The 15,225-nt window shown below is 70.1% G+C and carries 12 protein-coding genes; 1 reads left to right on the top strand and 11 read right to left on the bottom strand.

Features of this window, described 5'->3' with window-relative positions:
• Together HUA78_RS13760 and HUA78_RS13755 are read right to left on the bottom strand one after the other, a co-directional pair.
• Positions 1-1,362, bottom strand: coding sequence for a WGR domain-containing protein (locus HUA78_RS13760; RefSeq protein ID WP_174466593.1), 1,362 nt, complete (start codon positions 1,360-1,362; stop codon positions 1-3).
• A 46-nt stretch (positions 1,363-1,408) separates the two neighbouring features.
• A complete protein-coding gene (locus tag HUA78_RS13755; RefSeq protein ID WP_174476452.1) occupies positions 1,409-2,905 on the bottom strand; it encodes a hypothetical protein in 1,497 nt (498 codons plus the stop codon).
• A gap of 201 nt (positions 2,906-3,106) precedes the next feature.
• Here HUA78_RS13755 and HUA78_RS13750 point away from each other — a divergent pair, with 201 nt between their 5' ends.
• Positions 3,107-4,585, top strand: coding sequence for a hypothetical protein (locus tag HUA78_RS13750; protein ID WP_174467152.1), 1,479 nt, complete (start codon positions 3,107-3,109; stop codon positions 4,583-4,585).
• Positions 4,586-4,652: 67 nt separating this feature from the next.
• On the opposite strand, the gene HUA78_RS13745 is transcribed toward HUA78_RS13750, so the two are convergent.
• The 9 genes from HUA78_RS13745 to HUA78_RS13705 are packed head-to-tail and all read right to left on the bottom strand — an operon-like array spanning position 4,653 to position 15,151.
• Positions 4,653-5,699 carry an AAA family ATPase gene (locus HUA78_RS13745; protein WP_141643774.1) on the bottom strand — a complete coding sequence of 349 codons (1,047 nt, stop codon included), beginning with the start codon at positions 5,697-5,699 and terminating at the stop codon, positions 4,653-4,655.
• Complete coding sequence (locus HUA78_RS13740; protein ID WP_174467151.1) at positions 5,696-8,968, bottom strand: hypothetical protein; 3,273 nt, start codon at positions 8,966-8,968, stop codon at positions 5,696-5,698. Before HUA78_RS13740 ends, HUA78_RS13745 begins: the two co-directional genes overlap by 4 nt.
• On the bottom strand, positions 8,968-9,234 hold the full coding sequence (locus HUA78_RS13735; protein WP_174455152.1) for a hypothetical protein: 267 nt from the start codon (positions 9,232-9,234) through the stop codon (positions 8,968-8,970). The genes HUA78_RS13740 and HUA78_RS13735 overlap by 1 nt, the downstream gene beginning before the upstream one ends.
• Complete coding sequence (locus tag HUA78_RS13730; protein WP_174462311.1) at positions 9,227-11,344, bottom strand: AAA family ATPase; 2,118 nt, start codon at positions 11,342-11,344, stop codon at positions 9,227-9,229. The genes HUA78_RS13735 and HUA78_RS13730 overlap by 8 nt, the downstream gene beginning before the upstream one ends.
• Positions 11,341-11,907, bottom strand: a complete 567-nt coding sequence (locus HUA78_RS13725) for a hypothetical protein (RefSeq protein ID WP_141643778.1) — start codon at positions 11,905-11,907, stop codon at positions 11,341-11,343. Before HUA78_RS13725 ends, HUA78_RS13730 begins: the two co-directional genes overlap by 4 nt.
• Positions 11,904-12,989: a hypothetical protein gene (locus HUA78_RS13720; protein WP_174476451.1), complete on the bottom strand. Its 1,086-nt coding sequence runs from the start codon at positions 12,987-12,989 to the stop codon at positions 11,904-11,906. The genes HUA78_RS13725 and HUA78_RS13720 overlap by 4 nt, the downstream gene beginning before the upstream one ends.
• Entirely contained in the window at positions 12,986-13,594 is a 609-nt protein-coding gene (locus HUA78_RS13715; protein ID WP_174476450.1) for a 4Fe-4S single cluster domain-containing protein, read from the bottom strand. Before HUA78_RS13715 ends, HUA78_RS13720 begins: the two co-directional genes overlap by 4 nt.
• Positions 13,595-13,636: 42 nt before the next feature.
• Complete coding sequence (locus tag HUA78_RS13710; protein WP_174476449.1) at positions 13,637-14,431, bottom strand: DUF4126 domain-containing protein; 795 nt, start codon at positions 14,429-14,431, stop codon at positions 13,637-13,639.
• Positions 14,432-14,434: 3 nt separating this feature from the next.
• Positions 14,435-15,151, bottom strand: coding sequence for a hypothetical protein (locus HUA78_RS13705; RefSeq protein WP_174455157.1), 717 nt, complete (start codon positions 15,149-15,151; stop codon positions 14,435-14,437).
• Between the last annotated feature and the right edge of the window lie 74 nt (positions 15,152-15,225).

Below are 15,225 nucleotides of genomic sequence, written 5' to 3'. Positions count from 1 at the left end.
CTACTCGCCCACCGCCGCGTAACGGTATTCCTCGTCGTAGTCGCGCTGGCTGCCCGCCGCCACCGTCGCGGCCAGCTTCGCCACCAGCTTCTCGCCGGCCTTGGTGAGCGTGTTCTCCGTCACGTCCAGGTGCTTGAGGTGCTTGAACGCCGCGGCGTTGTCCGCGAGCGTCTGCGCGCCCGTGTCCGACAGACAGCCCATGGACAGGTCCAGCTTCTCGAGCTGGGGGAGAATCTTCGCGGTGGGCAGCGCCTTCGCCAGCTCGTCCGTGAACTCCGAGTTGCGCAGGCCCAGCACCTTGACGTTCGACAGGCCCTTGCCGTCGAGGATGGGCTGGATGTCCTCCACGCCGCCCTCCGCACCGTAGTTCTCCGAGCCGAACCAGACCTCCAGCTTCTCCAGCTTCGGCCAGTTCGCGCTGGCGATGGACTTCACCGCGCCCAAGGGCAGGCCGCCCGTCTCCATCGAGAACTCACGCAGCTCCGGCAGGTCAATCTTGCCCAGGTCCGCGTCCGCGCCGCGCAGCCGCAGCGAGCGCAGGTTGGGCAGCACCTTGTAGAGCCCCGTGACGTCGTTGATGTACGACCAGGAGATCTCCGTCTCGTCCGGGTACTCGAAGTCGCCGAGGAACAGGCTGCGCAGCGTCGGCATGCCCTTCGTCTTGACGATGGCCTCGACGACGCCCGCGTAATAGTTCTCGCCCTCCATATCCACCATGCCGATGGTGAGCGACTGGAGGAACTTCGCGGAAGGATGCGCGAGCAGCTTCACCAGCGTCTCGGGCACCTCCAGCTCGGAGTCGTAGTCCTTCTTGCCCAGCCGCGCGTCGCGGATGAAGCCCAGGTGCCACTCCACCTTGAGCTCCTCTTCGGACCAGGCCTTGGCCAGTCCGCCGAGCAGCAACGCCTTGTGCTTCTTGATGTGCGCGGTGATCTGCCGCTTGAGGGTGGAGGCCTCCGTGCCCTCGGCCTTCGACACCGCGTGCTGCAGCGCGACCAGCTCGCCGCGCGGGTCGCCCTGGCTCTGGAGCCAGTCGCCGTAGACGAGGTACGCGTCCACGTTGGCCGGGTCCTTCTGGATGGCGGCCTCCAGCTCCGGGTTGGACTTTCCCTCGACGCTCGGCGACTCGTCGTCCCCGTCGTCGCCCCCTTCACCGTCGCCCACCAACTCGTAGCCCTTCTTCTCCTTCTCGCGGACGAGCTTGTCGTACTCCTTCTGCGCCGCCTCGGGAGAGTCGAAGGACTGCGTCTTCTCCTGGCCGTCGGTATCGATGCGGCCCCATCGCGTCGTGAAGGACTTTCCTTCGAACGTGATCTCCCAGAACTTGTTGGAGCTGCCTTCCTTGAACTCGTACCGCGGCATGGCCCGTCCTCTCCTGCGCCAAGCGTGGCGCTTCCCGGACCGGACGCTAGAGAAGCCCTCGCGCAAGCTCAAGCGTCGTTCCGGTCCAGGCCTCCCATGGCGTCTCGGGAGGGCCTCCCTCGGCGCCAACTTCCGGGATTTCACGCGCGGGTGAAGAAGTTCCCCGGCCCGGCACATGGAGCCTCGGGCTCGGCTCGCTCAAATCCAGGTGATGCAGCCCCACGCGGGCGGGCACCTTCGTCGTGTCGAGCCGCGTTTGACGGGTCGCGTCGAGCAACAGCACGTCCACCCGGGCCCGCTTCGCCTGCACCGCCGCGTTCGCCAGCACCTCGTCGGAGTCTCGTGGGGTGAGAATCTCCGCGGTCCCCCGGGCTCGCCACTCGCGCAGCAGCAGCTCGCACAGGCCGCGCTCCGCCTCCAGCGGGTGGGGCCCGTCGCCATCCCAGGGGAAGGCGACCTGGAAGCGCAGGTCCTGGTCTCCCAGCCACACGGACAGCCGGCGCACCAGGCACAACACCAGTCCCATGGCCACCACTGCGCGCTGCCACCGCACGCCGGTGTCCTTCACCCGCGCGTCCGCGAGGCTCGGCGGGAGGACGAAGGTCACCACGCGGCGACGGCGCACCGCGAGGCTCTCGTCGCGGGTGTAGTAGAGCAGCTCGCCCTCGACGTAGCGCACGTCGAACAAGTCCAGCGTGGGCTCATCCTCCATGTAGACGAGCTCGGAGGTGACCAGGTTCTCCAGGCTGCCCACGTTGGAGACGGAGGAGAATCCGCCCTGCGGAAACGCGGCGTCATCCTCCATCGCGGTGGGCGCGGGGCCGGTGGACACGGGGCGTGCGCGGAGGCGGGGCGGAAGGGCGCGAGAGAGGGCCTCGGCGGCTTCCACCGCCTGCTCCAGCGCCAGCCGCTGCGCCTTGCCCTGGAGGTGCTCCAGGTTCTCCAGCGTGAAGGCTTCCGCGTCACCCAGCAGGGCACTCGCGCGCCGGGCCCCGGTGCTCAGGGACTCGTAGCCCTGGGCCAGTTGCTCCAACGCGGGGCCGGGCTCGCGCAGGGAGATGTATCCGGATGACAACAGTTCCCCAGGTGGACGTTCCAGGACGCGCCGCGCGAGGGCTGGGCTCACGGAGGTGCCGGCGGTGAAGCCCATGCGGGAGAGGAGGCGGGCCACGAGGAAGGCCACGCCTCGGGGCCGCAGCGGCTCCGGCAGGCGGGCGAGCGCGGCGGACACGGCCTCCAGGTGAGGCTCGGCGGCGAGCCTCGCGAGGACATGGTCGTCGTACGCGCGCACCGCGGCGCGAAGGCGGGGCAGGGTGTCGGGGATGGGCAGGGATGGGGCCAGGGGATGGCCGGCGACGAGCCTTCCTAGGTCCGCGACCAGCGCGGGTGGCGGAAGCGTGGGTGTCTCCGCGAGCGTGGCCAGGAGCCAGGGCACGCTCGTGGCGAGGGACTCCGCGTCGAGGCCTTCTTGTCGCGCGAGGGTGAGCCCGGCGCACAACCAGCGTTCCGTGTCCTGGGGGCCTCGCGACTCCACTGCTGCCATGCGTCCTTTCTGTATCACTTCGGAAGGCGCCCGATGGAGGGGCGTGTCGGCGCGCGGAGGTGATTCTGGGGACTTTCGGCAGGGGGCCCAGGGGCCGAGCCCTGTCTTGCGATGGACAGCCTGCTCGGACCGAGGGGCAGTTGCTCCGTGCTTCCCTGGTTCCCACCGTCGCAGCCCGTGCTCCGAGGGGGAGGAGACACCATGCGCGCGAAGTATGGCCTGGCCGTGTTCTGTCTGGGTGGATGGGGGTGTGGGGGTGCTCCGGAACTGGAGCCCTCTCCGCTGGAGTCGCAGCCGTCCCAGGTGGCCACCCTGGCCTGTTCACCCGAGGGGGCGCGGCGAGTGAAGGTGGTCGTGCCGCCCGGGACGCCCCAGTCGCCGACCTTCACTCCCATGCCCACGGGCATCCGGGACGTGCAGGGCACGGCCTACTTCTCCGTGAACCTTCGCGATGGAAGCGCCACGCTGTGGAAGAGCCAGGGGACGGAGGCCAGCACCGCGCCGGTGAAGGCGTTCTCCGCGACGTCGCCTGGGAGGAACATCTCTTCGCTCTCGTCCCTGGACAGTCGCTTCCTGTTCCAGGTCTACACCGAGGAGTACGGTCGGGAGCCGTGGATCACCGACGGGACAGAGGCGGGCACGCAGGTGTTGAAGGACCTGACGCCCGGGTCCGCGGGCTCGGCTCTCTCCCAGTTCGCCTCCTACGGTACGTTCGTCACGTTCTTCCGCACCTGGCAGGTGATGGACCCGCCGAGGCTCCAGGTGGAGCTGTGGCGCACGGATGGCTCGGCCGAGGGGACGACGCAGCTCGTGAACCTCGGCGTCCTGAGTACCCTGTCGCCGAGCTACGTGCGGACCTCCAGCGCGCATCTGTTCTTCCTGTCCAGCCCGGAGCACGGCACCGCGCTGTGGCGCACGAATGGGACGTCCGGCGGTACGGTCTTCGTCAAGCGACTGGATGCCAACGTGGTACCCGTGGTCGATGTCGGAATCACCGAGGACGGGAGCACGGGACTCTTCACGCTCCGGGACGGGGTGAACACGGAGGTGTGGAAGTCGGACGGCACGGCCTCGGGCACGGTGCGGCTGGAGTCTTTCGGTCGTGAGATGCGGATGCTCGGCTCGCTGGGCGCGCACGTGTACCTGACGAACGCGGACCCGGTGACGCAGCGGATGGGGCTGTATCGCGTCGCGCAGGCGGGCGGAGGGAAGGCCACCGTCACCGTCCTGGAGAACCCCTACGCGGACCAGGAGGCTGCGTTCCCGTCTCTCCAGTCGTTCACCCGCTCGGGAGGAAAGCTGTACTTCGCCGTGGCCATCAGCACTCCGGGGCCCGCGTATCGCGTGGTGAAGTTGTGGGTGACGGATGGCACAGCCACGCAGACGCGCTCGATGCCTGGCTCGCTGAGCGTCTCCGACGAGTTCTCTTCGTCCGTCCATCCCATCGACGGCGGCGGGGTCATCTTCGCGGGAGCGGATTCGGCGGGCTCCTACACGAACCCCTGGGTGAGCTACGGCACCAACGCCACCACGGCGGAGGTGACGGCGACTCCGTCATTGGTGACGTCGTCGCCCGAACGCTTCGCTCGCGTCGGCGGCAGCATCTACTTCACCGCGATGGATGACACGGGCTGGTACCAGCTCTGGGCCGCGCCCGCCAACGTGTCCTGTACTCCGTAGCGACTGCTCGTGACACGGGGACCTGGACGCATGGCTCCAGGTCCTCGTGACGTTCAGCGGACGCGCATCACGTCAGGCCGAGAAGTCGAGGCACCTTCTCTTCGAGCAGGTCGATCTCCTCCCGCGTCTCGCCCAGATAGGAGAGGAGCTGGAGGTCCTGACGCTCCACCGCGCCACCGTGGAAGATCCACGCACGAGTGCGCAGCAGCCGGTAGAGCTTCACCAGCTTTCGGTCGCTGATAAACACGCCGTCCTCGCGCGTCAGCGTCTGCACCACGCGGCGGAACTCGCGCAGCAGCTCGTCGCGGAAGAACAAGTCACGGTCCTTCAGCTCGCGCCCGTCCGGCCCCATCTCCTTGCGCCCCATCATCAGCGTCAGGTAGCGGTGCGCCTTCAGGAGGTCTTCCAGCGTCGCGTGTCCTTCCGCCCACGGCTTCTGGTTCAGCTCGCGGTGTGTCTGGGACTCCAGGCCGGAGTCGAGCAGCTCCAGGAAGTAGCGGTCCTGCACCGGGCGACACGCGGCCTTCAGGCAGAAGCGGTCCTTGAGCGCGCCCAGCTCCGCGTGCTCGGGCAGCTCGTTCGTCGCCGCGAAGAGCACCTTGAGCTTCACCGGCTGCGGCGCGCCGTCCTGGTAGAACTTGCGCTCGTTGATGACTGTCAGCAGCGCGTTGAGGATGGCCGAGCTCGCCTTGAACACCTCGTCCAGGAACACCAGCTTCGCGGTGGGCAGCTTGCCTCCCTCGCGCCGGATGTAGCGGCCCTGGCGCAGGAGGTTGATGTCGATGGGGCCCAGGACTTCGGATGGCTCGGTGAAGCGCGTCAGCAGGTATTCGAAGTAGTCCTCGTTGGGGATGCGCAGCGCTTCGCGGAATTTGAGGACCAGGTCCGACTTCGCCGTGCCCGGTGGGCCCACCAGGAGCAGCGGCTCCTGCGCCACCGCCGCCACGGTCATCAGGTCCACCAGCGTCTGCTTGCCCACGAAGTGTCGCCCCAGTCCCTGTCGGAACCGGTTGAGCCGCTCGCGCAGCCCCTGCGCCTCGCGTGACAGCGCGTCGAACGTCAGCGCGGAGATGGGGTCGGCGACGGGCTCCTCCCGTCGGGGAACACTGCTCATGTACGGTCCTCCAACTCCTGATGGATGCGTCGCCGCACCAAGAACTCATCCTCGTCCAACCAGCTTCGTGCCCGCTCGCTCGCGCCCTGCGCCACTTCCACATGACCCAGCACCAGCGCGTCCGCCAGCTCCACCACGGACAGACAGAAGTGGCTGTTGGTATTGAAGCTGTCCGTCACCGTGGCGAGCCCCTCCGACAGTCTCGCCAGTCCCGGCAGCGCGACGTTCGTCGGCGTATGCGCCAGTGCTCCCGCCAGACTTCGCGTCAGGGCCATCCGCTCAGGGGGGGAGCCCTTCGCGGCGGCCAGCGCATCGAATGCCATGTTGAACACCGGCAGCGCTTCGTCCACATGCCCGAGCATCGCCATTCCCGACGCGACACCCAGTCGCGCCGCCACGGGCGCCTTGGCCCGGGTGAGCAGACCTCGCGTCGCCGCCACCATCTCGCCCGTCTCGCGAGACAGGCCGACGCGACGCAGGCCGCGCAGGCTGGCCTCCAGGATGCCCGCGCCCCACGCGGGGGACTCCGGCGCAAGTCCGGCCAACACCAGCCGCAGCCGCCCCGCCAGTGACGTCGCGCGGTCCGCCCGGCCGAACAGCGCCGCCAGGGTAAGCGCGTCACCCAGGAGTTGGGCCTGGGACTCTCCCGGGAGCCCCTCCATCGCTGAGACGAGTTCATCCAGCAGCGGCAGCGCCCGCGCAGGGGCCAGCCGAGGCAACGTCTCCAGCAAGCCGCCGATGAGGCGCAGTCGCTCGGGCGCGGGCAGGCGGGCTCCCGTGGCGCGCCTCACCAACTGGACCACCTCGTGCGTCACCGTGGCCGCGTCGCGGATGTCTCGCAGCGCCGCGAACTCCTCGCCTCGCAGGTCGCGTGTCCCGCGTCCAAAGGCCCGGGCCGGGTCCAACCGCTCGCTGGGCTCCAGCAGCGCGGAGGCCTGACGCAGCCGGTCCACCTTGTAGCGCTGGAAGGTGGCCAGCGCGTTGAGCTCCGCGGAGATGTCCGCGGGCAGCGGAGTCTCCAGCGGCTCGCCCTCCAGCGCTTGCGCCACGCGTGCGCCATAGGCCCGCGACAGGAACCCATGGATGGGCTCCTTCGTGTCGAGCGCCGCCGTGGCCGAGGCCACCAGCGCCCGCGCGCGGTCCGCTTGTCCCAGCCTCGCGAGGCCACAGGCGAAGACGAGGCGGACATAGGCCTGGGTCAATTCGGCGGGCGCCTCCACGGAGGAGCGCCGACGCGCGGTGCGCTCGAAGCGGTCCAGCAGCGCGTCAAGCTGTGCCGCGAGCCGAGGAAGGGCCGACGCATCCGTGCCGCCCCGCAGGAAGCGCGGGACATCGCGCGAGAGGGAGAGCCCGCGCTGGAGCATCTCCAGCAGCCGGTCCCCCGTCCTCGCGAGGCTCAGCGGGTCGCCCCCCGCGAGCGTGTCCAGCGCGGCGCGCGAGAGCCACAGCGTGCGCACGTCGAGCGCGGTGTCGTGGCGATCCAACCAGCGCTGCAGCGCGGGCATATCCCCCGGTGGCGTCCGTGGAGACGTCAGCGCACCCAGGACGAGCCCGCTGGCGAAGCTGCGCACGTCGTCCTCGGAGGGCGTGGCGCGGGTCAGCAGTTCGGCCCGCGAGGCACCCGCGCGGGACTCCGCCTCCGCCCAGCGCACGGCCAGTTCCGTGGCAGCCGGGCCCGAGGCGTTCCAGAGCGCGCGCGTCCAGCACAGCGCCGCATCGCGCCCTCGGCCGAGCTGACCATTCAGCTCCGCCATGTGAACCCAGAGCGCCTGTCGCTCGGGGGCATCGGCGGGAACCTCCAGTTCGAGGAAGGACTTCTCCGCGACCGCGAGGGCTTCCTCGGCGGCACCGAGCTGCGCGGGTGTGAGTGGCTCTAGGAGGGTCCCCGAGCCTCGGGACGACGAGCGCTTCGTCGTCGCTGGCTGCGCCGGCTCAACGGGCTCCGGCACGGGCGCCTGCCCTCGTCGCGTGCGGCGGGTGCTTCGTGTCGACGTGTTCGGGTCCTCGCTCTCCCCGGTGGGAGCGGGGCCCGCCGCACCGGGCATCCACTCGCCGTCCGCGGATTCGATGGCGCCGAAATCGAACGTGGCCCCCTTCACCCACGGCTCCAGGGCCGCGGCGGCGGTGTCCACCACGTAGTCCACCCAGGACTCGAGTGGCTGGAAGGCCTGCTCGGGGATTCGCTCCGCGCGGAAGCCGCCGGCGCCCGTGGGGTGCAACCAGGTGACGGTGTCCGGCACGGGTGCGAGGAGCGCACGCAGACGGTCTCTGCGCACGGGAGGCTCCAGCAGGCCGTCACAGGGCAGGTAGAGGTCCGCGAGCTGGGGCAGCGGCGAATAGGCCATGGCGGACAGGCCCAGCTCCGGTGGCCGCTCACGGCCATGCCGTGCTCGCAGGATGATGCACGGCGCGTCGGCGGGCCCGGTCACCGCGAAGCGAAGCTGCGCGAGCAGGGCTTCCGGCAGCGTGTGGACCAGTGACTCGACCTGCGCCACGGCGTTCTCGCGCAGCACCCAGAGACTCGCGGCCTCCGTGCGCGCGGCCCGGGTGAGCCTCATGTGGACGGAGAGCCGGCCCGGCGCGGCCGAGGGCGTCCAGTCCTCCGCGGGCTCGGGGAGCCGCAGGTCCGTGAGCTGATACAGGTCCGTCCACGGCCCGTCCGGCGCCGTCAGCCACGGGCCTTCGCCGGGAATGAGCAGCACGGTGCCAGGCGCGGGCAGGAGCGTGCGCGCGAGCGGATGCACGTGGCCCAACTCCACCCAGACGGAAGTCTGCCCTGGCACCGCGGGCACGAAGGCTCGCAGGCCCCCCGCGCGGTCCATCGCGCCGGTGAGCGTGAAGTAGGGCGGGGCGGAGGCGCGAAGCAGGGCGCGCTGGCCCTTCTTCTCCTCGGCGAAGCAGACCTCCTGGCGGTCACAGCCCAGGCGCAGCAGCTCGCCCGCGAGCGACAACAGCCCGTTGCCATCCACGGGCAGGAACAACACCGCGCCCAGGGGCGCGCTCTCGACGGGGACCCGACGCGGGGCCAGCAGCTCCGCCCAGCACAGCACGGAGTCCTCCGCGCGAGGTGCCTTCGCGTCGGCCTTGATGCCGAAAGTCGCCAGCTCCGCGAGCACGGCCTTCGACAAGGGCGCCTGGGACGTGACGTGGAGCACACCCTCGGCGGACCGGCGATAGCGGGCCGGCGTGGCCTGGACTTCGGGAGGGACGAGGCGGGAGGTCAGCGCGAGGTGGAGCGCTTCCTCGGTGGGAAACACGAGCGTGGACATCAGGCCTTCTGGCTCACCTTCTCGGCGGTGCTCTCGGACGTGGACTCGGGCTGGGCGGCCTGCCCGGACGGGGTGTCTCGCTGGACGATGATGCGGCCCACCTCAGAGGCCTTGAGCGCGCCCCCGGCGATGAGCTGGTCCACGAGGCGACGGTGCTCCTCCTCGTGCTCCATGGGAAGCGCGTCGGAGTCGCTCTCGTACTGGATGACGATGTCCTTGCGACCCGTCTGGGGATTCACCAGGAGACGGAGGATGAGACTAGCCATGGGCCGGCTCCTTCTGCGACGCCAGCGTGGGCGCCAGGTGGACGAATGCCTCGCGGTCCAGCACCTTGCGCTCGAGCAACAAGTCCCGAAGCGCGACGAGGCGGGTCTTCTCCCGGTGGAGGATGTCGCGGGCCCGGGCTCGCTGCACCTCCAGCACCTCCTGCACCGCGGCCTCCAGCGTGCCGCGTGTCGCATCGGAGAGCGCATGCCGTTCCGCGTCCCGTCCCGGGGCGTCGAACCGGCGCACGGGGATTCCGTCGCCACCCATGCCGAGCATCTCCACCAGCTCGCGGGCAATCTCGGTGGCACGCTCCAGGTCATGGGCGCTGCCGATGGACAGGTCCTCCAGGAGCAACGCCTCCGCCTCGCGTCCGCCAAAGAGCATGCAGATGCTGTCCAGCAACTGGCTGCGCGTGACGACGTAGCGATGCGCGGGGTCCGCGTACTGCACGAAGCCGAGCATGCCGGCCAGGTCTCCGCGAATGCTGATGCGGTCGATGGCGGGCGCGCTGGGACAGAACAGCGCGCACACGGCGTGGCCGGCCTCGTGGGTGGCCACGACCTTCTCCTCGGCGGACGTGAGCTCCGGCCGGTCCAGGAAGTCCGTGAGGGCCTTCTCCACGTCCACCGGCTCGGTGGGGGTCTGCGTTGCATCCCTCAGCCGACGCCGGGCCAGGGCCCGACACAAGGCCTGGATGTGGTCACCGGAGAAGCGCGTGCCCGTGCCCTCGACGCGGTCTCCGGTGCGCTTCACCGCGTAGTCCAGCGCCCGCTCCGTCATGCCCAGGGCCAGCTTCTTGTCGTAGATGGACAGGATGGCCCGGCGGTCCGTGCTGTTGGGGTAGGGGATGCAGAGCTGGAACTCGAAGCGGCCCGGACGCAGCAGCGCGGGGTCCAGCGACTCCACGAAGTTGGTGGTGCCCACCACGAAGACGAGCTCCTCCTTGCGGAAGCCGTCCATCTCCGTGAGGAGCTGGTTCACCATGGAGTGCTCCACGCCGGAGCCCGTGTACGTGCCGCGCGCCGCCGCGAAGGAGTCCAGCTCGTCGAAGATGATGATGCTGGGCGCGGCCTGACGTGCGCGGACGAAGATCTGCCGGAGGTTCTCCTCGCTCTCGCCCACCCAGCGGCTCTTCAGCTCCGGGCCGCTCACCACCAGCACCGCGGCGCCCAGCGACGAGGCCATCGCCTTGGCGAAGAGCGTCTTGCCGGTGCCCGGCGGGCCCCAGAAAATCATCCCCCGGGGCAGCAGGCCCTCCACGCGCTTCACCGCCTCCGGGTCCGACAGCGTCTCCTTGTGCGCGAGCACGTCGAGAATCTCTCGCTGGAGGCGCTCCTTCACCTTCGCGTAGCCGCCAATCTCCGTGTGCAGGTCAATCTCCGGCACATTGAGCGAGCCGCTCAGCGTGGCCGAGCGGAGCTGCGCGAAGGCGGGCCTTGCGTCGCTGGGATAGTCCTCGCCGGTGATGGCCCCGAGCAGCCGCCGCAGTCGTACGGCATTCACGCCGGACACGTGTTTGTAGAGCGAGTAGGGCTGGAGGCCCCGGCCGAACTTGCGACACTCGCGCTGAGTGACGAGGTAGCGCAGCCGCTCGCGACTGACGCCGAGGATGCTCTCCTTGTGGGGGAACAGGTTCTCGATGACCCGTGGCAGCGGGAACGACGGGTCCTTGAATCCCACCCAGAGCATCTCCGGGTTTTCATACAGCAGCGGAATCACCTCGCGCGCCTCGGACGTGAGGCCGCCGCTGCTGGTGGTGAGCAGGTCGAGATGGGGCAGCACGACGATGCGCTCGCGCACCGCGCCTCGCACCGCGTCGCGCAGTTGGCCGATGAGCGTGGCCATCATGCTGGGCGCGGGCATTCCGGGCGGTGGCTCCGTGGCGGCGCGGCCATCCAGGTAGAGGAACTGCTTGCCGTCCTTCTTCAACCTGTCCCGCAGGCACTTGTAGAAGTACGGCGTCAGCTCCTTGTCCGCCTCCACCATCACCGGGAGGCCTCGCAGCAGCGCCTCGCACAGGCGGCCCAGCTCGGCGGGATACGCGGCCTCCACCGCGGCGAAGGGTGTCAGCTCCGTGGGGAGGGACTCCTCGGGGATGCGCTGACTCATACGCGAACCTTGATGGTGAGCGAGCCCGTGGCCGCGTCCTCGTGAATCTCCTCCACCGTGCCCAGCTGCGACGCGCGCACCTTGAGGGCCTCGCCCGTCACCTTGTTGGCGATGGAGTCCAGCTCCGACTTGAGGTCCCTGAGCCGTCCTTCGAGCCGCCGGGTGATGTCCTCGCGCAGCGACTCGGTGGCGTCCTGGGTCTGGTCCTCCAGCTTCGCCCGCGCCTTCTCACGCGCGAGCTTCTTCGTCGCCTCGGATCCGTCCGGGGTGTGGGAGAGGACCTCGCCCGTCGCCCTCAGCTCCACCGACGCTTCGTCCGACAACGTGACGCTCACCTCGCCGGTGGTGACGTCCACGGCCACGCGCACGCCGTCGGCCTCGACGCGCACCGCCACGTCGCCCTCTTGCGTGAAGCCCCGGTTCGCCAGCTCCGAGGCGAGCAGGCCCGCGGTCTCCTCGCGAGACAGCAAGGGCAACAGCTCCAGCTTGGAGCACACGCCGTCCTCGGCCTGGACGATGCGGTTGAGGGATTCGGAGACGGAGATTCGATAGGCGCGGCTCATGGGGCGCTCTCGGAGGAAGGGAGGGGAAGGGTATCCGGAATCGTTTCGACGGGAGCCGCCAGGTCCGTGGTCAGCTCACGCTCCCGGTCCGAGGCGAGGCGGAAGCCGGGCTCACCGAAGGACGCCCAGGCGGAGAGCAGCAACTGCGCGCCCTCGTAGCCGTCGTCGAAGAAGCGCACCGCGCGGTGCTCGGCATCCCAGCGCGCCATCCGTCCGAGTGCGCGCAGGCTCGCTCCCGCCGCCCGGCGTGCCTGGGCCTTCACGCTCAGCGATGCGCGAGGAGACAGGTTGGTCACCCATCGCGACGCGGGCTGGTCGACCAGGGGCCGCAGCGCCTCCAGCACGAAGCCCGCCAGGTCCCTGCGGCCCGCGCGGTCCACCGCGTCGAGAAACCCGTCCAGCACCTGCTCCTGCGCGGTGCCCAGGTCGACCAGTTGCTTGGGCTCGATGAGCCGCGCTTTGCTCTCTTCCAGTCGGCGCCAGCGAAGGGCGAGCTCGTCCTGGAGCGCCTCCAGCAGCCAGCCTCCCTCCGCGAGCAGCGGCGCGAAGCCTTCCGCGTCCACGCGTCCGAGCGAGGCGCCGAACAGGTCCGGAAACCCGAGCCGACAGAGGATGGAGCGCTGGAACTGGGGCTGCAGGGCGATCGACAGAGCGCAGGGTGTGCCCGCCACCAGTCGACAGGACAGGTAGAGGAACAGCTCGTCGGCGAGCGTCGGAGGCGCGTCCACATCCAGGGGCCTGTGGCCGAAAATCGCGAGCGGCTGTTCCACGAGCCAGCGCAGGGTGTGGAAGCAGAGGACGGAGAAGCGCAGCGCGGGAGGACCGTGTCGTTCCCACAGGCGCGAGGGGCCTGACTCGGAGGACAGGTGACGTCGCTGGCGTGCCCCACCGCAGCGGGCCAGCGCGAGGACGGTGCCCTTGGCCAACGTGTCACGCAGCGAGCGCAGGGCGCCGGGACTCAGTCGCGCGGGCGTGGTGTGGCGCGCACGAAGCAGGTCCTCGACGGGCGCGTACTGCCCCAGGCCCATGATGGCGCGCGCGAGCGTGAGCAGCGAATGCTCGGAAGGCGAGACGCGGGTCATGGACGGAGGCGGTCCGCGAGGTCTGGCCAGCCGTTGATGATGAGCCGGCCTTCGACGAGGTGCAGCTCCGCCGTGTTGGGCGCGGTGAACGTCGGGTCTTCCGGCGAGTAGCGCGGGGTGAGGAAGTGCATGACCTGGTTGCTGGAGCCAATCCACCGCCGGCGCGTCTCCGGCTGGTCCTTCTCGTAGCGCCCATCCACCAGCAGGTCCAGGCTGGCGAGCAACCGCTCGACGTCCGGGTTCGTCTGGGCCTTCAGCTCCGCGAGCGCGTAGCCGCTGAAGACCATGGTGCTGAGGCCGCCCGCGTGCAGCCGCTCACAGAGGTCCGCGGCGGGGCCGGGCTGCGCGAAGGGCTCGCCCCCGAGCAGCGAGAAGCCCTCGATGCCAGGCGTCGCGAGCACCCGGGCAGCGAGCGACTCCACCGTCACGACGGTGCCACGCTCCATCGCGAACATCTCCGGGTTGCAGCACCCGGGGCAGCGCAGCGGACACCCCTGGAGCCAGAGTGCGAAGCGGCGCCCCGGGCCCTCCGCCTCGGTGCGGGGAACCTGCTGTGCGACCCGGAGCACCGGGCCAGGAGAAGACGCGTCCGCGGTCGAAGACATGGGAGCCGTCCGCAGCATGCCAGGAACGGCGGGGACCGCCCATCATCCCAGCCGGGAAGGGGCCTTGCCGCCGTCGCGCTGGATGCCTGGTTCCATGCGCGGAGCGCTGGAGTTCCCGGACCCGAGCGCCCCGCGAAGCGCGTCCCGCATCCGCCCCCCGAGCCGCAGGTCCACGGCCTTGGCCACGGGCACGTCCGCGCGGCACCTGGGGCAGCGCGAGGCCTCCTCGCGAATCTTCGCCCCGCACCCGGCGGGACACGAGCGGCGCGAGCGCGCTTCCAGTCGATGGGCGACCAGTCCCGCCGCGCCGCAGGCCAGGGTGAACAGGAGCACGAGCGCCAGCGACAGTGGCGCCCAGAGGATGGCCACCGCCGCCAGCCCCAGGCCGAAGACGTCCTCGGTGCGCAGGAGCCACCGCCGGGGATGCAGCACCTCCGTCTCGAGCTGGTCCACGCGCGTATGCACCCACTGGCGCACCGACAGCGTCGCGACGGCGACGAAGGCGCCCACCGCGCCCACGGCCCAGGGCGGAAGCTGCTCCGTCCCCACGCCCATGGATGCGAGCGCCACCGTGGCGCCGCTGCCCGCGCTCAACGCGAACTGCGCCAGGCCCAGCACCATGCGCAAGTCACTGTCGCGCTGCGTGTACATCTCGAACGCGAGCAGCGCGACGAAGGCCCCGAGCGCTTGCGGCGTCGCGAGCCACCCGAGCTCCGGCGGCAGCGACAGGTATTGGTAGTGCGCGGCGAGCGCGAGCAGCAGCAGGCTGCCTCCCGCGCGCGTTCCCGAGGCTCCACTCAGGCCGATGACCTGGGAGGCGAGGGCGAAGGAGAGCATGGCTCAGCTCCCTCCCATCGGCGCGGCAAGGAAGCCCTGCACGAGCCCCAGTGACTGGAGCACGTACAACACCAGCAGCACCGACGCGGCGGTGAAGGCCAGCAGCATCAACATCCAGCCCACCAGCAGGCCCATCTCCCAGAAGGCGACGGCGACACCGCGCGCCTCGCGCTCGGTCTGCCATGCGAGGTAGCGGCGCGCGAAGAGGCCGGCGAGCGCGACTTCGCCAGCGCTCAGCGCGACCTTGACCAGCGCGCCGAAGCCGGGAATCAGCGTGAGGAGTTCGAGCACGAGGATGGACAGCGCCACGAAGCAGCCGGCCGCGAGGCGCAGCGTCCACCGGGAGACCAGCCGACGCTGGGGCGTGAGCAACTGGAGCGCGGGAGTCACCAGCGTCACGCGCAGCCACACCAGCGCGGCGACCAGCAGCAGGGACGTGAGCAGGGGCACCCAACTGGCGACCAGCGCGGCGAGCGCCACCACCGCGACGGCGATGCCCAGCCGCACCGTGGCTCGCTCGGAGGCGAGTCGGTGGAGGACCTCTCGGTCCGTGGCGCTGGGCAGCGTCTGTTCGTCGCACCGGGGACAGGGGCGACCGCGCAGCGCCGTCCCTCCAGGAATCCGCTCGGCACACCTGCGACAGCGTCCGCTCAACAGCAGCGCGAGCTCATGCTCCTCGCTCCGAGCGCTCCGAGCATTCGCGGTCATCGTCAAAGGCATCGTCCCCCTCATCGAAGTGGCCACATCATGCCCCGAGCGTGCGGGCGAGTCAGGTACCGTCAGGCCCTGCGTCA

Origin of the sequence: Myxococcus sp. CA033, from assembly GCF_013336625.1 — a bacterium.
Lineage (GTDB): Bacteria > Myxococcota > Myxococcia > Myxococcales > Myxococcaceae > Myxococcus > Myxococcus llanfairpwllgwyngyllgogerychwyrndrobwllllantysiliogogogochensis.
The sequence above is the reverse complement of the archived record's forward strand: the minus strand, read 5'-3'. Positions and strand labels throughout refer to the sequence as shown.